At 63.7% G+C, this 16,686-nt stretch carries 10 protein-coding genes; 3 read left to right on the top strand and 7 right to left on the bottom strand.

Features of this window, described 5'->3' with window-relative positions:
- Nucleotides 1-112 precede the first annotated feature (112 nt).
- Both OVA24_RS12490 and OVA24_RS12485 read left to right on the top strand, forming a co-directional pair.
- The gene (locus tag OVA24_RS12490; RefSeq protein WP_267670152.1) at nt 113-1,369 is read left to right on the top strand and encodes a DUF1552 domain-containing protein; all 1,257 of its coding nucleotides are present in this window, start codon (nt 113-115) and stop codon (nt 1,367-1,369) included.
- A 6-nt stretch (nt 1,370-1,375) separates the two neighbouring features.
- The gene (locus tag OVA24_RS12485; protein WP_267670151.1) at nt 1,376-3,829 is read left to right on the top strand and encodes a DUF1592 domain-containing protein; all 2,454 of its coding nucleotides are present in this window, start codon (nt 1,376-1,378) and stop codon (nt 3,827-3,829) included.
- A 10-nt stretch (nt 3,830-3,839) separates the two neighbouring features.
- On the opposite strand, the gene OVA24_RS12480 is transcribed toward OVA24_RS12485, so the two are convergent.
- The 5 genes from OVA24_RS12480 to OVA24_RS12460 are packed head-to-tail and all read right to left on the bottom strand — an operon-like array spanning nt 3,840 to nt 12,199.
- A complete protein-coding gene (locus tag OVA24_RS12480) occupies nt 3,840-5,012 on the bottom strand; it encodes a mandelate racemase/muconate lactonizing enzyme family protein (RefSeq protein WP_267670149.1) in 1,173 nt (390 codons plus the stop codon).
- Nucleotides 5,009-6,283, bottom strand: a complete 1,275-nt coding sequence (locus tag OVA24_RS12475) for an MFS transporter (protein ID WP_267670148.1) — start codon at nt 6,281-6,283, stop codon at nt 5,009-5,011. The genes OVA24_RS12480 and OVA24_RS12475 overlap by 4 nt, the downstream gene beginning before the upstream one ends.
- Nucleotides 6,280-7,722 carry a DUF1501 domain-containing protein gene (locus OVA24_RS12470; protein WP_267670147.1) on the bottom strand — a complete coding sequence of 481 codons (1,443 nt, stop codon included), beginning with the start codon at nt 7,720-7,722 and terminating at the stop codon, nt 6,280-6,282. The genes OVA24_RS12475 and OVA24_RS12470 overlap by 4 nt, the downstream gene beginning before the upstream one ends.
- Entirely contained in the window at nt 7,719-11,297 is a 3,579-nt protein-coding gene (locus tag OVA24_RS12465; protein ID WP_267670146.1) for a DUF1553 domain-containing protein, read from the bottom strand. Before OVA24_RS12465 ends, OVA24_RS12470 begins: the two co-directional genes overlap by 4 nt.
- Before the next feature lie 59 nt (nt 11,298-11,356).
- Nucleotides 11,357-12,199, bottom strand: coding sequence for a PEP-CTERM sorting domain-containing protein (locus OVA24_RS12460; protein ID WP_267670145.1), 843 nt, complete (start codon nt 12,197-12,199; stop codon nt 11,357-11,359).
- A gap of 136 nt (nt 12,200-12,335) precedes the next feature.
- Between OVA24_RS12460 and OVA24_RS12455 the strand changes: the two genes are divergently transcribed.
- Nucleotides 12,336-13,361 carry a LacI family DNA-binding transcriptional regulator gene (locus OVA24_RS12455; RefSeq protein WP_267670144.1) on the top strand — a complete coding sequence of 342 codons (1,026 nt, stop codon included), beginning with the start codon at nt 12,336-12,338 and terminating at the stop codon, nt 13,359-13,361.
- A gap of 3 nt (nt 13,362-13,364) precedes the next feature.
- Here OVA24_RS12455 and OVA24_RS12450 read toward each other — a convergent pair whose 3' ends face one another.
- Complete coding sequence (locus tag OVA24_RS12450) at nt 13,365-14,555, bottom strand: hypothetical protein (protein WP_267670143.1); 1,191 nt, start codon at nt 14,553-14,555, stop codon at nt 13,365-13,367.
- A 134-nt stretch (nt 14,556-14,689) separates the two neighbouring features.
- Nucleotides 14,690-16,684 (bottom strand): c-type cytochrome, encoded by a 1,995-nt coding sequence (locus OVA24_RS12445; RefSeq protein ID WP_267670142.1) that lies wholly within the window; start codon nt 16,682-16,684, stop codon nt 14,690-14,692.
- Nucleotides 16,685-16,686: the final 2 nt, after the last annotated feature.

Here is a 16,686-nt window from a genome sequence, read left to right as displayed (position 1 = left end):
GTCGGCGATTTCCCATGATTTCGTTGAAAAATGAAATCATGCGGACGTGTATGGCAAAGGTTGGCACCGGTCCGTCCGGATGCTTGCCCGCGACCCAACCCATCCGCAGGTCATGCAAAACCCCACCACGTCCCGCCGGAATTTCATCAGGACATCCTCCGCCTTTCTCGCCCTGCCGTGGCTGGAGACCTACGGCGCCCCGGGAGGGCCGCCCGCACCACGCCGGATGGTGAATGTCTGCACCGCCTTCGGACTGTATGGGCCATCCTTTTTCCCAAAGACCGCAGGCAGGGACTACGAGCCGGGCGAATACCTGGGCATCCTCAAGGATCTCCGGGAGCGGTTCACGGTGTTCTCCGGGATTTCCCATCCCGAGATCGGCGGCGACCACGCATCGGAAGTGTGTTTCCTCACCAGCGCGAAGCACCCCACCTCCAGCGGTTTCCGGAACACGGTGTCGCTGGACTATCTGGCGTCCCGGCATGTGGGGAGCGCCACGCGCTTTCCTCTGCTGTCCCTGCGGACGCATGACGGCGGGGGCGGCCTTACCTACACCGGCACCGGCGCGGGAGTGCCTCCGCTGGACTCCCCTTCGCGGGTCTTTGCGAAAATGTTCCTCGCCGGACAGGCGAAGGAGGTGGAGGCGGAGGTGGAACGCCTTCGGCAGGGCCGAAGCGTGCTCGACCGGATGGGCGACCGCTTTTCCTCGCTGAAAGGAAAGCTCAGTGTGCGGGACCAGACCCAGCTCAATGACTACACGGATGCGGTGCGGGACATGGAGAAGCAGCTCCAGGCCGACGAGGCATGGGCCGTGAAGCCCAAACCACAGATCAGCGAGGCCCCACCCGTGGACAGCAATGACCGGGCGGACAGCATCGGCCGGGCGCGCTTGTTATTCAATCTCACACGACTCGCGCTGCAGACGGACTCCACGCGGGTGATCTCGATCTTCATCCGGGGGATGGATCTCAAGCCACCGATCGATGGTGTGGACGAGGACCATCACGGCCTGTCCCACCATGGGAAGAATCCTGCGAAGATCGAGCAACTGCGGATCATCGAGCGCGCGGAGATGCAAGCGTTCCGGGATTTCCTCACCTCGCTGCGGGATACCCCGGAAGGCGGCGGCAGTCTGCTGGATTCCACGCAGGTGCTCATCGGCAGCAATCTGGGGGACGCCAGCGGCCATGGCACCACCAACCTTCCCATCCTGCTGGCAGGTGGAGGGCACCGTCATGGCGGCCATGTCGCCGGAGACACGGAACGCAACACGCCGCTGGGCAACCTGTTCGTCACGATGCTGCAGGAGTTCGGCGTGGAGACGGATCGGTTCGGTTCCAGCACGGGCAATATGAACGGCATGCTCTGAAAGGCCATGCACGCGCTGAAACGAATCTCCATCCTGCTCGCCGGCATGTCCTTTCTCCGCGCCGTGGCGGCGGAGGATGCAGCCGTGTCCTATGGCAGGCAGGTGGAAGCGGTGCTGGAAGCCCACTGCAAGGAATGCCATTCCGGAAAGAAGGCGGAGGCAAAGGTGGATCTGGACAGCAGCCTTGAAGCGCTGATGGCGGACAAGGATCTGTGGTTCCGGATCCTGGACCAACTGGAGTCTGGCAACATGCCGCCGGAGGATGAGGAACAGCCGGCGGCGGAAAAGAGGCAGGCGGTGATCGGCTGGATCAAGGGTGACTTCAGCCGCATGCATCTGGAAAAGCAGCGGAGCGAGGGCCGCAGCATGCTGCGGAGGCTTTCCCAAAACGAGTATGCCAACACGGTCCAGGATCTGACCGGCATGCGTCCCACGGTGGGCATCAACCTGCCGGAGGACAACCTGATGGACGGCTATGACAAGGTGGGCGGCGCGCTGGGACTTTCCGCCAGCGGCGCGGCGGGCTATGTCACCATGACGGAGGCGGTTTTGAAATGGATCCTCCGCCCCCTGCCGCAAGGGGAAGCCCCGCAGTCGGCGGAGTTCGATCCGGCGCGGACCCGGAAAGCCGTCGCGAAGCCCAGCGAGCAGTCGAAAGGCCACATCCTGGAACTTCCCGATGGGACGATGGTTTCCTTCAACTCCGATCTGACCTCCGGCCCGGTCACCTACAAGGGCACCGAGCGTCCGGGCATCCACCGGATGAAGATCTCCGCCTACGCCTACCAGACGGACAAGCCGCTGGTGGTGGGGATTTACGCCGGGCATACCAGCGCGTATCCGCAGATCGTCGAGCTGGTCGGCATCATCGAAGTGCCACCGGGAAAACCCTCCGTCATCGAAACGGATGTGTATCTGCGGACACGTGACCTGAATGACAAGGCCCCGGTGGGTGATGGCATCCGGTTCGTTCCCTTCGGACTCGGCGTGCCGGTCCCGAAGAACCACCAGGCCTCCGAGTGTAAGGGGCCCGGATTGGCGCTGCAATGGGTGGAGGTGGAATCCCCCGCCCTGCCCCTGCCCGGCGACCGCTGGCTGACGGCTGACTTTCCGCCGGAACTCGACCAGCTCCTGCGCAAGCCCGGCGACAACACGAAGCTGCCTCCGGAGCTGAAGGAGTCCTTCTCCGCCGCGATGCGCAAGACATTCGCAAGGATCGGCACACGGCTCTACCGCCGTGATTTCACCGCCGGAGAACTGGACGAGGTGATGTCACGGCTGACCGCCGCGGTGGATGCCGGCATGCCGGTGAAGCGGGCATTTCTGGACGAGGTGACCCTGCTCATGACCTCGCCGGATTTCCTCTGTCTGGTGGAGGAGCCAGGGAAACTCTCCGCACACGCGCTGGCCTCGAGGTTGTCCTATTTCCTGTGGGGATCCACGCCGGATGATGAACTGATGGAAGTGACAGCCACCGGCGGAATCTTGGATCCCGCCACCCTGAGGCGGCAGACGGAACGCATGCTGGAGGATCCGAAGGCGGAGCGTTTCATCACGGACTTCGCGAAGCAGTGGCTCGGCCTGCGTGCCATCAATGATACCTCACCCGACGGGAACCTTTATCCGGAGTATGGGGAATTCCTGAAGCTCTCCAGCGTGTGGGAGACGGAGGGATTCCTACGCCGCATGCTGAAGGAGAACATCGGCGTGAAGGATCTGGTCGCGGCGGACTGGACCATGGCGAACGGGGCGCTCGCCACGCACTATGGGATCCCCGGGGTGGAAGGCGCGGGCCTGCGGCTGGCAAAGTTGCCGGCGGGTTCCCCGTTCGGCGGGATCTGGACGCAGTCCTCTGTGATGAAGGTGACCGCCAACGGGACCGTAACCTCTCCGGTGAAACGGGGACGCTGGCTGGCGGAACGGCTGCTTGGCACGCCGATCCCTCCCCCGCCCCCGGGCATCAAGCCGGTGGAACCGGACGTCCGCGGGGCGAAGACGCTGCGGGAACAGTTCGCGATGCATGCTGAGGGACGTTCCTGCGCTGCCTGCCACGCACGGTTCGATCCCTACGGCTTCGCGCTGGAAAGCTTCGACGTGATGGGAAACCACCGCGATCACTACCGGATGGTGAACCGGGAAACATTGTCCATTTCCGTGCGGGAGCGGAAACCGGAGCAACTCACGTGGAAGGATGGACTGCCAGTGGACAGCTCAGGGCAGACGCCGGATGGCAAACGATTCGCGAATATCCATGAGTTACGCACCTATCTGGCCCACCGGCCCGCCTTGCTGGCCAAAGGAGTCACGAGGCACCTGGTTACCTACGCAACGGGCGCGGTGCCCACTCCGTTCGACCAACCCGCCATCGACGGGATTGTCGCCCGTGCCGGGAAGGATGGCTACGGGATGCGCTCGCTCATCCACGAAGTGGTGCAGAGCGAGCTGTTCCAGTGGAAGTGACCGGAGGCTGTCAGTAGGCGGGCTTCGTGCCGAACCAGTCCGGCCGCCTGGGATCCAGATACGGATTGGGGATGACGTCCGACTGGAGCCTGGCGACGGCGGCCTCGTCCAAGTCCACTCCCAAGCCCGGCTTTCCGGCGATGGGTTCCATCCAGCCGGATGACCAGTCGTGGCGTTCCGGGATGATGTCGGCGCTGAGATTGGGATACTGAGTGTCGATCGCCAGACTGAGGTTCGGCACACTCGCCGCGAAGTGGAGGTAGGCCGCCATCGAGACGCCGCATTCTCCTCCGCTGTGGAGGGTCACCGGGATGCCCGCCGCCTCACAGAGGGCGGCCTGCTTCCTTGCCTGGATAAGCCCCCCCGCTTCGTGGGGATCGATCACCACCACATCCGCAGCCTCCGCAGCGATGATGGAATGGACATCCTGCAGGGTGTAGGCAGCCTCATCCAGCGCGATGGGGATGCAGGTGTTCTTCCGCAGATGGGCGCTGCCTGCCAGATCCTCCAGCGGCAATGGCTGCTCGACATACTCGAGGTCGAAGGGTTCCAGCTTCCGTAGCTGGCGTTTCGCGGTACCGATGGTCCAGGCCCCGTTCGCATCGCCACGGATCCTCGCGGTCGGTCCCGCTCCGTCCCTCACAGCCCGCACCAGCTCGATGTCGAGAGCTTCGCCCATCCCCAGCTTCAGCTTGAGCGTGCCGAACCCACGGCTGACGAAATCCGCCGCCTCTCTGGCCGCCACGGCGGGATCGGCGGACTGGATGTAGCCGATGATGGGCACCTGCGCGCGGAACTTGCCGCCCCACAGCCGGTGCAGCGGCATCCCGGCCTGCTTGCCGACGATGTCCCAGCAGGCCATCTCCACCGCGGCGCGGGCCATGGTGACCGCCCGCTTGTGGTGGTAGTAGCCCGCGCCTTCCGTCTTCCTCAGCAGCCGTTCGATGTCGCAGGCATCCTCACCGATGGCGAGCGGGATGACCGTCTTGCGCAGGACCGGCTCGATGAACTCCAGCAGGCAGATTGTCTCGCCGATGCCGACGGTTCCATCCGCCGTCTCCACTTTCACGACCAGCCGCGTGATCCCCGGCCGGGTTCCCGCGCTCCATTCCACCTGGTGGACGAACGGGACGAAGACCTTCCAGCAGGAGATGGAGGTGATGATGGTGGGTGACGGATTCATGGATGGGTGGTTCGGAAATGGGCGACCGCACGCGGGAGCAACAGCACGAGCAGGAGCGCGGCGAGCGGATGTAGAAAGCTCATGGCCGTGAACAGGCCGTCGTAGGAATGGTGCTTCGTGAGCACCGCACCGATCAGTCCGGTGGAAAAGAATCCGCCGATGCTGCCACCCATGCCGATGAGGCCCTGCGCGGAGCCAAGCGAGCCGGACGGAAACAGATCGAGCGGCAAGGTCACGCAACTGGCCATGAACATCATCACACATCCGGCGAAGAGGCTGGCGAAGGCGATGGCCCATCCGGCACCGGGCAGCAGCGGGATGACGAAGCTCAAGCCCATCACCAATGCGGTGGCACAGATGACGCGGAGCCGTGCGTTGACCGGAGAGATCCCCTTACGGATGAAATAGCCGGATGCGAAGCCTGCGGCCAGGCAGCCGATGTCCGCCGCGACGAAGACGATCCACAGCGTGCCGCCAACCTCACCGAGGGTCATGCCGCGCTTTTCCTGGAGATACTTCGCGAACCAGACGAGGTAGAAATACCAGATGGGGTCGGTGAGCATCCGCACCCCCATCACCAGCCAGAGCGGTTTCCACAGGATGATCGTCCCGAACGGCAGCGGCGGAGCCTTTGCCTTCGCGGTCTCCATGAGGCCGTGGGAGGTGAGCAATTCCTTCTCCTTTTCCCCCACCCACCGGTGGGAGGCGGGAGAACGGTAGAAGTAGTACCAGAGGGGTGCCACCACCAACCCCATCATACCGGTGACGATGAATGCCGAGCGCCAGCCATATTGGAGCGCCAGCCATGCGACCAGCGGCGCGGCGATGGCCGCCCCCAGCGTCCCGCCCATCATGTACATCCCGGCGGCCACGCCTTTCTCCTTCGGTGGGAACCAGGCGCCCACCACCTTTGCGGAGACGGCATAGTGGCCCGGTTCGCCGATGCCCAGCAGGCTGCGGAAGCCGACCATCGAAAGGAATCCGGAAGAAAGCGCCGTCAGCATGTTCGCCACCGACCACCAGGTGACGAAGATCGTCTCCGAGGCGCGCGCGCCCAGGCGGTCCACCACCCGACCGGCGAAGAAGTAGGAGATGGTGTAGCAAAGGAGGAAGGCCTGGCCGACGCGCGCGTAGTCGCTGTCGGAAAGATGGAGTTCTTTCTGGATGGTGGTCGCCAGGATCGAAAGCGCCTGACGGTCCACGTAGTTCAGGACGGAGAGCAAAAGCAGCATGACCGCGATCACCCACCGGATGGGTATGCGGCCTTTCATGCGAAGACCTCTTTCACCACGCGTCCGAAAACATCCGTGAGCCTGAAGTCACGGCCCGCATAGCGGTAAGTCAAGCGTTCATGGTCCAGCCCCATGAGGGCGAGCAGGGTGGCATGCAGGTCATGCAGGTGGATCTTGTTCTCCACCGCATAGTAGCCCAGCTCATCCGTCGCCCCCACACGGCCTGGCTTCACTCCCCCACCCGCCAGCCACATGGTGTAGCCGTGGGGATTGTGGTCACGGCCATCCCCGCCCTCACGGGTCGGAGTGCGTCCGAACTCCCCTCCCCAGATGACCAGCGTGTCATCGAGCAGGCCGCGTTGCTTGAGATCCTTCAACAGACCGGCAGCGGGCTTGTCGCTCGCGCGCGCGTTGTCTCCATGCCCCTTCACCAAGCCGCCATGCTGGTCCCAGACCGCTCCCGTGCTGATCTGGATGAAACGGACGCCTGCCTCAGCGAACCTCCGTGCGAGGAGGCATTTCTTCCCGAACTCAGCGGTGACCGGATCGTCGATCCCATACAGTTCACGCGTGGCGGCGCTTTCCTTTGAAATGTCCATGACCTCCGGAGCGGCCATCTGCATGCGGAACGCCAGCTCATAGGTCCCGATGCGGGCCTCCAGTTCCGAATCGACCGGAGTGCCTGAGTTGAGATTGATCTCGCGGAGGAAATCGAGCTGCCGCCGTTGCAGCGCGTCGCCCGGTTTGCCGAGGAATCTGAACTTCGCCTCATCCGCCTTTGAAGCAGCGGAGCCGAGCGCGGTTCCCTGATAGGCTGCCGGGAGGAAAGCGGAGCCATAGTTCCTCACGCCGCCGTGCGTGTCACTGGGGGCGATGGTGATAAACCCGGGCAGGTCCTGGTTTTCCGAACCGAGTCCGTAGAGCATCCATGATCCCAGGCTGGGCCTGACAAAGGCCTCCGTGCCGGTGCTCATCCTCAGCACCGCCGCACCATGGTCCAGCGCGGTACCATGGCAGGAGTGGAGGAAGCACATCTCATCCACGTGCCCGCCGAGGTGCGGGAACAGCTCGCTGACCATGTGGCCGCTTTCACCACGAGGGCTGAACTTCCACGGTGACTTCCACAGCTTCGAGCCATCCCGGCCATTGGCCGCCGCGAAAGTGATCTTCGGCAGGTTCGGGGCGGTCTGGCCGTCGTGCTTTTCCAACGCGGGCTTGTGGTCGAACGTATCCACGGACGACGGGCCACCATGCATGAAGAGGAAGATCACCCGCTTCGCCTTTCCCACGAAGTGGGGCGCACGTGGAGCCAACGGATTCCCTGCTCCGATCCCCGGTCCTGCCGCCGTCACCGCAGCACGTGCCGTCTCACCGAACAGACTGGACAGGGCGAGTCCACCGAAGCCCAGGCCGAAGGTCTTCAGCGCGTCGCGGCGCGAATACGGGCTGGAGAATTGATTGCAGGAGAATGGGTTCATTGCAGGTAGAGGAATTCGTTCGAAGCGAAAAGGGTCTGGCACATGCGGGTCCATGCGGAACGGCGGGGCGACTCATCCCCCAGTGCGCGGAGATCACCTTCCAGGGCATTGACATAGGCGAGCGCGCGGGCGATCTCATCCGCCCTTGCCGGGCGGGAAAGGACGAGCTGCCACGCCGCTCGGGCACGGGCCTCGTCATCGCCATCCATCTTGCCGATGCGGTCCGCCAGCGCCGCCGACTGCTCCAGCACGAAGGGGCTGTTCATCAGAAACAGGGCCTGCGGCGCCACCGTCGTCTGGGAACGCTGGCCGGTGATCACGCCGGGGTTCGGATAGTCGAAGGCACCGAAGAAATCATGGAGCGCGTTGCGGATGATGGGCACATAGACGGAGCGGCGGGGCGATCCGTAATTCATCTTCTTCGCAATGTCCGCCGGAGCGTTTCCGCCGTTCGCATAGGTGCGGTCCTGGACGGTCATCAGGGAGCCGCCCATGGTGGTGTCCAGCTTCGCGGAGATCGCCAGCATGGAGTCACGGAGCACTTCCGCCTCCAGCCTGCGGCGCGGAAAGCCTGAGAACAGGCGGTTCTCAGGATCCTGCGCGGGAGCCTTCGCAAGGACCGCCTGCCGGTAGGTCGCGCTGTTGCAGATGAGTTCGTGCAGCTTCTTGAGCGACCATCCGTTCTCGACGAGCCAGACGGAGAGCCAATCCAGCAGCTCCGGGTGGGAAGGTGTCTCCCCCCTCAGTCCGAAGTTGTCCGGAGATCTCACCAAGCCCTCGCCGAAGTGCCAGAGCCACACCCGGTTGACGATGACGCGTGCTGTCAGCGGATGATCCGGATGCGCCAGCCAGTCCGCCAATTCTTTCCGACCGCTGGCCTCCGCTCCGGGGGCGGGCATTTTCACATTCGTGACGATCTTCGGGAAGCCGCGCGGCACCACCACGCCGGGAGTCGCGGGATTCCCCCGGACCAGAATGGGGGCATCCGCGATGGTTCCTTCCAGCGGAACCATCACCCGCGGCATGGCCGACAGCCGATCCTCCGCCTTTGCGATGGCGGCGTCCATTTTCTTCAGGCGTTCCTTCCGGCCGTCGTCCTTCACGGCGAAGCCTGCCTTTGCTTCCGGGGCGGTCTCCGAGTAAGCCTGCGCACGGGGTTTTCCGATGATCCATTTGTCAAAGATGGGCACCGGTCCGTCGCGGTGGAACGCAAGGACGTTCGTTCCCTTTCGGAAGCGGTAGGTCCCCTGGACAAACCACCGCTGAGCCCGCGGCGTCCAGTCACCGGTGATCTCCGCAGCGGCCTCCTCGGTCTCGAGGTTGCCATTCACAAGGAGCTGGGTGGGCCGTGATTCCTTTGCCGCATAGCGGAGTTCGATCTGGTAGTCGCCCTCCTCCGGCAACCCGAACTCATACTCGATGTGGTCGGGATACTCGGTCCGGGTGCGGATCACCCCGATGCCCCTGCCCAGGCTGTCGGATTCCACGCTCACATTTCCGGACGTGAAATGTTCCGCCTCCACCACGAGATAGTCCGTGCCGGATGCGAGCACCTTCTTTTCCTTTCCGCCCCCGGCTTTCGCGATGGCTTCACGTTGCTTCCGCAACTCCGCGATCTCATGTCCCAGCGACGCGTATTTCTCCAGCTCCGCATTTCCTCCGAGAGGTCGCTCCGTCCAGGTGGCCACCCGCTTCGAAACGTCCATCGTCTTCGTGCTGCTGAAGATGCCGGACATGGCGTAGTAGTCCGCGGCGGACAAGGGGTCGAACTTGTGGTCATGGCAACGGGCGCACCCCATGGTCATCCCGATGAAAGCACGGGACACGGTGTCCACCTGTTCGTCGATGACATCGGCCGTGAGCCGCGCCTTGTCGAGATCCGCCAGCGCCTTCGGCCCCAGCATCAGGAACCCGGTGGCGGTCAGCGAATCGTCATCCGCATCCGGCAGGAGATCACCCGCGATCTGCTCGCGCAGGAAACGGTCGAAGGGCTTGTCCGCATTGAATGAATGGATCACATAGTCCCGGTAGCGCCAGACGTTTGCCATCGCGTGATCCACCTCGGATCCGTTGGAGTCGGCATAGCGTGCGACGTCCAGCCAGTGGCGGCCCCAGCGTTCTCCATAGTGCGGGGATGAAAGAAGACGCTTCACGATCTTTTGGTAGGCCTCCGGTGAAGGATCCGCAGCGAAGGCTTCCGTCTCCTCCGGGGTGGCTGGCAGGCCCGTAAGGTCCAGGCTCACGCGGCGGATGAGCTTCCGCGCGTCCGCCTCCGGGGAAAGAGCCAGCCCGGCCTGTCCGAGCTTCTCCGCGATGAAATGATCGATGGGGTTCTTCGCCGACGGTGGCACGACCGGCCTAGACATCGGCTGGAACGCCCAGTGGGACTTCATCTCATCGCTGAACACCATCTCGCCGCTCACCTTCGAGGTATGGGACTTTCCGTCATCCGGCCATGCCGCGCCCTTGCGGATCCATTCCTCCAGCTTTGCCACCACATCCTGCGGAAGCTTTTCTTCCGGCGGCATCTGGAGATCCTTTTCATGGTAGCGGACCGCCGTGATCAGAAGGCTTTTGTCCAGATCCCCCGGGACGATGGCCTTGCCCAGCTCCCCTCCGGCGAAGGCGGCGGCCTTTGTATCGAGGCGCAATTCCCCTTTCTGCTTCTTCTCGCCGTGGCACTCGTAGCAGTGCTCCGCCAGCAGCGGGCGGATCTCTTTCTCGAAATACTCCAAGCCCTGCTCGTCGGAGACGGGTGTGACTACGGACGATGTTCCGATCCGTTGGGAAAACATCCACTCCAGCGCACCGTCCTCCAAGACCTTCCGGGCGATGTCATGCCCGGCTCCATCGTATTCCTTGAGTTCCGCATCCGCGCCTTCCCCCTTCAGCGCGGCGATCATCCGGCGCGTGCGCTCGACCGGAACCACATCGTCGAGGGTGCCGTGGAAAGTCCGTATCCTCACCGTTTTCAACGCCGGTGCCTTTCCTTCCTCACTCAATCCGCAGACCGGCAGCACCGCGGCGAAGCGCCCGGGTTGTCTGGCGGCCCAGTTCCACGAGCCGCTGGCTCCCATGGAAACTCCCGCGAGATAGATCCGTGCCGGATCGATGGGATGGTTCTCCATGATCTCATCCAGAGCCGTCATCGCGGCATGGAGCTGGTCGCTGGGTTCCACATCCGACTCCACCCACTGCGCGGGCGGCAGCTCTTTCTGCCCCTTCCACTTCACCCAGTTGTTCGGACGACCTTCGGAATCGGAGCCGTCGCGGCACTGGGGCACCAGGACGAAGCACGGATGGGCTTTCTGGAAATCCGCCGACGCAAGATGCGCGGGGATCGGTTCCGCCTCCGGCCGTCTGTTGTCGTTTCCCTTCGCGCCTGCTCCGTGAAGGTAGATCACGATGGGAAGACGGACATCTTTCTCCGCGGTATCCGGCACCAGCAGGCGGTACGATCGGTTCGCCGTTTCCGCCACAGCCGCTCCACCGATCCGGCCATCAGCGAAGGATGCGGCCATGCACCATCCGGCGGAGAGGACGAGAGAAGCGAGGGATATCAGGATGGATTTCAAAGCGAAACAAGATGGGTTGCTGATGGTTCAGGTAAGGCGCGGGAACCGGCTGCCTGTCATCAGATCCCACGATTTATGGGGGTTTTCAAAGGATTCGTCATGCACTCCGTTGCACCGGAGCGGCGGCGGATGAACAGGCCGAGACCGGCGGCGGAGACCAGGCAACCGGTGGCCGGTTCCGGAACGACGGCCACATTATCCACCAGGAAATTCTTCGCCGCCGCTCCGCCGTAGAAGGAGACGGAGTTGAGGGTATTGGTTCCCGTCGCCGGCGCACCGCCCTGGAAATAGTTGAGGCCGCTGACCGTGGTTCCGTTGAGGTTCACACTGTAGGTTGGGGCGCCGGTGTAGTCGCCGGTGATGGTCAGGCTGTTGGTGACCACGGTCTCCCCACCCCATGCCCCTGCGGTTCCGGTGTCCACGCTGAAGGCCGCGACCAATGATCCGACGGCCTGCCAGCTTGCCCCGTCGTAGGCCTGGAGCTGACCGGACTTCGCCACCCGCAGGTTGATCTGGGTAACGGAGGTGACCGCACCATGCTTGAGCTGCATGCTGAAGTAGCGGGTGGAGACGTCCGCAGCGGCATCCGGAGAGAGTGCCGCGAAGTCCAGCGAAACGGTGAACTGGGACAGGGCGGTCGGCACGGTCTGGCGGATGGCACCGCCGTTCGCCGCGAGGGCTACCATTTCCACGCTGGTGGTCCCGGAGAGGTGCGCTCCGCCGATGATCGCGGATGATCCCTTCGAATCGACGGCGGTGTCGTTCGATACTTCGTTCCATCCGGTGAAGGTGGGGTTTCCGGCTCCGGAGATCTCGAAATCACCGTTGACCAGCACGGCGGCATGACAGGTTCCTATCATCATTGCCGCGGCTGTGAGAGACAGGGGGATAGATCGTTTCATGGTTTTTCGGAGGGATCAGGGTTTTCCGTTTCAGCCGTGCATGCTGGGACATTCCGGGAAATCCACGCAAAGGAAGTTTCATGCACCCCGTTGCACGTTCTTGCGTTCATCAACCTCACCCGCGTATGCATCCACCGTGGATCATCGCAACCCAACGCTGAAGGATGTGGCCGATGCCGCAGGCGTCCACCGCGCCACGGCCTCCCGGGCGCTCAACAACGATCCGCGGATCACGGAAGCCACACGTCTCCGTGTGCTGGAGGCCGCCGAACAACTGGGATACCGGGTGGACCCGCTGGTATCCCTGCTGATGAGCCACCGGCGCACCGCCACCACGCCGGCCTTCCAGGGAGTCATCGCCTACGTCACGCGGTATGAGACACCGGGCGCGTGGCAGGAGTTTTCGGAAAGCTTCACCCGCATCCACCGTGGCGCGGCCAGCGCGGCGGAGAGACATGGCTATGTGCTGGAGGAGTTCTGCGTGCCGCCGGTGAAAGGCGCCGTCGCGACCTTCCAGCGGGTGGCCCTGGCCCGTGGCATCCAGTGCGTGCTGTTGGCCCCGCTACCGCGCCCGAACGGGCATCTGCGACTGGAATGGGACAAGTTCAACGCCATCGGCATCGGCTATTCGCTCATCCGGCCGGAAATCCACCGGGTGGCGACGGATCACTTCGGTTGCCTCATCCTGGCGACGCGCCAGGCCCGGCGGCGGGGCTACCGCCGCATCGGCGTGACGCTCAACGGCCAGGTCAACGAGCGCACGGACCGCCGCTGGCTGGGGGCGCTGCTGGTCGAGCATGAACGCTCCCGCCCGGAGGAACGCATCCCGCCACTGGTCACGAGGGACTGGGATGAAGGTGCCTTCCAGGAATGGTATGGAACCCACCGCCCGGAGGTGATCATGGGCGTCCACATGTACCGCGTGGCGGATGCCCTGGAGAAAATGGGCCTGCGGGTGCCGGAGGATGTCGGCCTGATTTCACTGGAACTCCGCGACCGGGAGAAAGGCATGAGCGGCATCGACCAGAACTTCGAACAGATCGGCGCCACGGCCGTCCACAACGTCATCGGCATGTTCCACCGGGGTGAGCGTGGTCTCCCGCTGGCGGCGCAGAAGAGCCTGATCGACGGCAACTGGGTTGAGGGAAGCACGCTGCGCTGAAGCCTAGTTCCCTGCCCCGCTTCGCCCGATCGCGGGAGCGAGCTTGTCATCAAGCAGACGATGCTTGCCCCAGAGGTTCTCGTGGTGGGCCCAATCAAATGAGACGAAACCGGCGGCTGCGGCCTGCGCTACCGCATTGGCAGCCATGCCCCCATAGTAGTAGTCCCCGTTGGCATCCCCTTTCCCCGGATTCTCTCCTGACTTGAGGAAGCCATAATGGTCGGCGATGACGGCGATCCAACGTGAGGCTCCCAGTCCGTCGATGAACGGCCAGTTTGCCTTGTCCATCGGATCGCGTGCGTCCCCGGGTTTCGTGAGATCGACCGGGTTTTCCTCCGCGACGGAGCTGCAGTGCAGGGAGACCTGGTCTTTGTCGTGGATGGCCCGGGCGACCATGTGCCATGCAACTCCCATCGAAACCAATTCATCCGGCCTGGGTTCACCAGCGGACAATGCAGACAGGCTTTTTGCGACCGTCGAGGGCCTCGCGCCCTTGCCGGGCATCATGATCTGGAAAGGACCGCTGAAACCCGCCTCTTTGAAGGCGACGATCTGGAACTCCCCCGCGTCCGCCAGTGCGGCGACATACCATCGGTACCATTGTTCCATCTGCTCCGCTGTGGCCGGTTGTCCGGGCCTCCATTCACCGAGCGGACGCCTCGGGATGGTCGCGGGTCGCACTGATTCACCCGACGCTCCGGCATTCGCATCGTATGCCCAGAGCGTGTCTTCCCTGGCATCCGGATACGCGAGTTCTCCCTGGATGCCTCCATTGCTGACGCGGACGCTGGAGAAGTGCCGCGGACCGAGTTCCTTTGCCAGACTGCGGATGACCCCGATCAAATGATCGCGGACTTTCTGGTTGAAAACGATGTTCGGACGTCTGGCGCGCGATCTCCGGTCGAGATCGCCACTGCGGATTCCCGCGGCACCGACATAAGACGAATCCGGAATCTGCCAGATCCACCCGGGATAGCGGTGCCACTCGATGTTGAGCACGCCTTTCAGCCCATTGCGCTCCAGCATCGCCACACGATCTTTGAGGAACTTGATCTTCTCCGGGGAATAGACGGAGGGAGCGGTCTCATACTCGCTCCACGGGACGCGGATTTCGACATTGCGGATGCCCGCTTCGTAGACCCGCCGGGGACGGTCCGTGTTCGGGCAACCGGGACAGCCGTGCGGATCATTCATCCATCTGGTGTCACCAAGCACACCGAAGACCGGCCCGGCAGGCGCACAGGGAATGCCAATCGCAATAACCGCCAGAAGGAGGACGAGCCCCGGTATCCGCGGGCGGGGAATGCCAACGGCTGCCGCGGTGCGGATCACTTCGCGTGGAGATACTGCCAGATCGCCTCGTACTGCTTCCCAGCGTCCCCTTCGAGCACGTCCGTGCGCTGGGAGGCATTTCCGTCGGCATACCGCGGCATCTTCGTGCTGGGTGTCACCATGGCGGGATTGTCCATCCAGCGGTGGTAGTAGTCCGGGCGCATGCGGTCCGGAACGAACTCGAAGTTGATGCCCTCCACCTCAAACGCGGCGGTGGGTTTCACCGGGCCGATGCCGTGGCAGGTGGTGCATCCGAAGCCCTCCGTTCCGGCGAGCTTCTTGCCGATCTCCACCATCTCGGGATCCGTCTCCACCTTTACCGGTGCGCTCGGCTCGAAGCCGTGCATCTTGGAAAGCCCTTCCGCCAGCGGCTTCGCATGGGCCTTGAACGCGGGCATGCGGGTCCCCAGCCACGGGCGAGGTCTCTTTTCCATGGAACCATCCAACATCTTCTCGATGTAGCTGGTGAAAAGCATCTCACCGATGAAGGTCAGTTGTGGCCGGGTCTGATCCACCCGCTCATGCAGGCCGGCCAGATGCTCGGTCAGCTTCTTGCTGTCCTCATGGGTCGAACTGAGGAGCGACTGGTGGTCATCCATCGAGTGGCACCCGATGCAGCGCATGGACTCGATCTGGCGGCGCGCGAACTCAGCCGGGGTGTCCCGCTTGAGGGAGTCACCGCCGGTCTTGCCGAAGGCGGCCAGGGCGCTGCGGGCATCATCATCGAGGTTCAGCACCGGTGCGTTGCCGCGCTTGTCGGCAGGGGCCGCGCATCCGGAAGCGGACCAGTCCTTTTTGAAAATGGCCTCCAGCGGGGCAACCTTGCCGGGTTCCATGGGAAGGCCCGGGTGGCAGGTGCCGCATTGCAGGGATGCGGCGACCTTTTCTCCCCGTGCCGCGTCGCCCTTCGGATAGGGCTTGGCAGCCTTTGTCTCGTTTCCGGCCGAGGTCTTGGTGAGGTAGGCGGCGATGGAGTTCGCCTCCTCATCGGAGAATTTGAAATCCGGCATGCCGGTGGTGGCGTGGTAGGCATCCGGCTTTTTCAGGAACGCCACCAGCGCGCCCGGCTGGAATTTCGAGGCGACGTTGTTGAGGGGGATCCGCTTGGTTTCCAGATCCGGACCATCCCTGTCCGGGGTGCTGTGGCAGGCCACGCAGCCCAGTTCATGGAAATGTGCCCCACCCTTTTCCGCCAGGGCGGGATCAGGTGCCGGGGTGGCCGGCAGGCCCAGCTTCGAACTGGCAAGGAATGCGGCGAGGTCCGCCGCCTGCTGGCGTCCTTCCTCCGTCTCCGCATTGACCAAGGTCGGCATATGGGTGGTGGGCCGGAGGTGCTTCGGATCGGAGATCCAGCGTTGCAGCCATTCCTCCGTCACGCGCTCACCGATGCCGATGAGGATGGGGCCGATCTCGCTCGTCTCCGGCATCGGCGTGGCGCCAAAGCCCTCGCTGGGAACGTGGCACTTCGCGCAGTTCTGTTGCGCGAAGTGGAGCCTGCCGGAACGCAGGATGTCGCCCGCCTTGCTCTCCTCCGTCTCCTCCGCCGCAAAGGCTGTCGGCGGGATGGTCTGGCGGACAAAGCCCACCTCCTGCCAATAGATCCGCATCGAGGCGGAGCCATCGTCCTTGCTCTTGTAGATCAGCTCGAAATCGTGCTCGCCGGGGTTGAGGCGCTTCGTTTCCGAAGGCTCACCCGCCAGCGCGCCCTCGCGCTTCAGCATTTCATTCCCCCCGATCTTCAGCTCGACACTGCCCTCCCCCTCGAACGAGAAGGCGAGGCGCTGGCGCTTGTCCAGCTTCAGCTTCCCCTTCCAGACGACCTCGAACTTGCCGGGCGTCAGGAAGGGCGTCGCAGGCTCCCCCTTCGCGATGCTCAGCGCCGGGAACCGGTCACGCCTGGTGTCAGTGCTCCCTTCACGGGTGAAGGTGGCGATCAGTTCGGCGCGGGCCGCGGCGGCCAGCATGAGCAATACGAGGAAGGAGCGCAGCATGT

It is taken from the genome of Luteolibacter sp. SL250, assembly GCF_026625605.1.
Lineage (GTDB): Bacteria > Verrucomicrobiota > Verrucomicrobiia > Verrucomicrobiales > Akkermansiaceae > Luteolibacter.
The sequence above is the reverse complement of the archived record's forward strand: the minus strand, read 5'-3'. Positions and strand labels throughout refer to the sequence as shown.

What these genes read in the sequence shown, in the direction of transcription:
- OVA24_RS12490 (WP_267670152.1), top strand. Translation starts at nt 113, where the DNA reads ATGCAAAACCCCACCACGTCCCGCCGGAATTTCATCAGGACATCCTCC.
- OVA24_RS12485 (WP_267670151.1), top strand. Translation starts at nt 1,376, where the DNA reads ATGCACGCGCTGAAACGAATCTCCATCCTGCTCGCCGGCATGTCCTTT.
- OVA24_RS12480 (WP_267670149.1), bottom strand. Translation starts at nt 5,012, where the DNA reads ATGAATCCGTCACCCACCATCATCACCTCCATCTCCTGCTGGAAGGTC.
- OVA24_RS12475 (WP_267670148.1), bottom strand. Translation starts at nt 6,283, where the DNA reads ATGAAAGGCCGCATACCCATCCGGTGGGTGATCGCGGTCATGCTGCTT.
- OVA24_RS12470 (WP_267670147.1), bottom strand. Translation starts at nt 7,722, where the DNA reads ATGAACCCATTCTCCTGCAATCAATTCTCCAGCCCGTATTCGCGCCGC.
- OVA24_RS12460 (WP_267670145.1), bottom strand. Translation starts at nt 12,199, where the DNA reads ATGAAACGATCTATCCCCCTGTCTCTCACAGCCGCGGCAATGATGATA.
- OVA24_RS12450 (WP_267670143.1), bottom strand. Translation starts at nt 14,555, where the DNA reads ATGAATGATCCGCACGGCTGTCCCGGTTGCCCGAACACGGACCGTCCC.
- OVA24_RS12445 (WP_267670142.1), bottom strand. Translation starts at nt 16,684, where the DNA reads ATGCTGCGCTCCTTCCTCGTATTGCTCATGCTGGCCGCCGCGGCCCGC.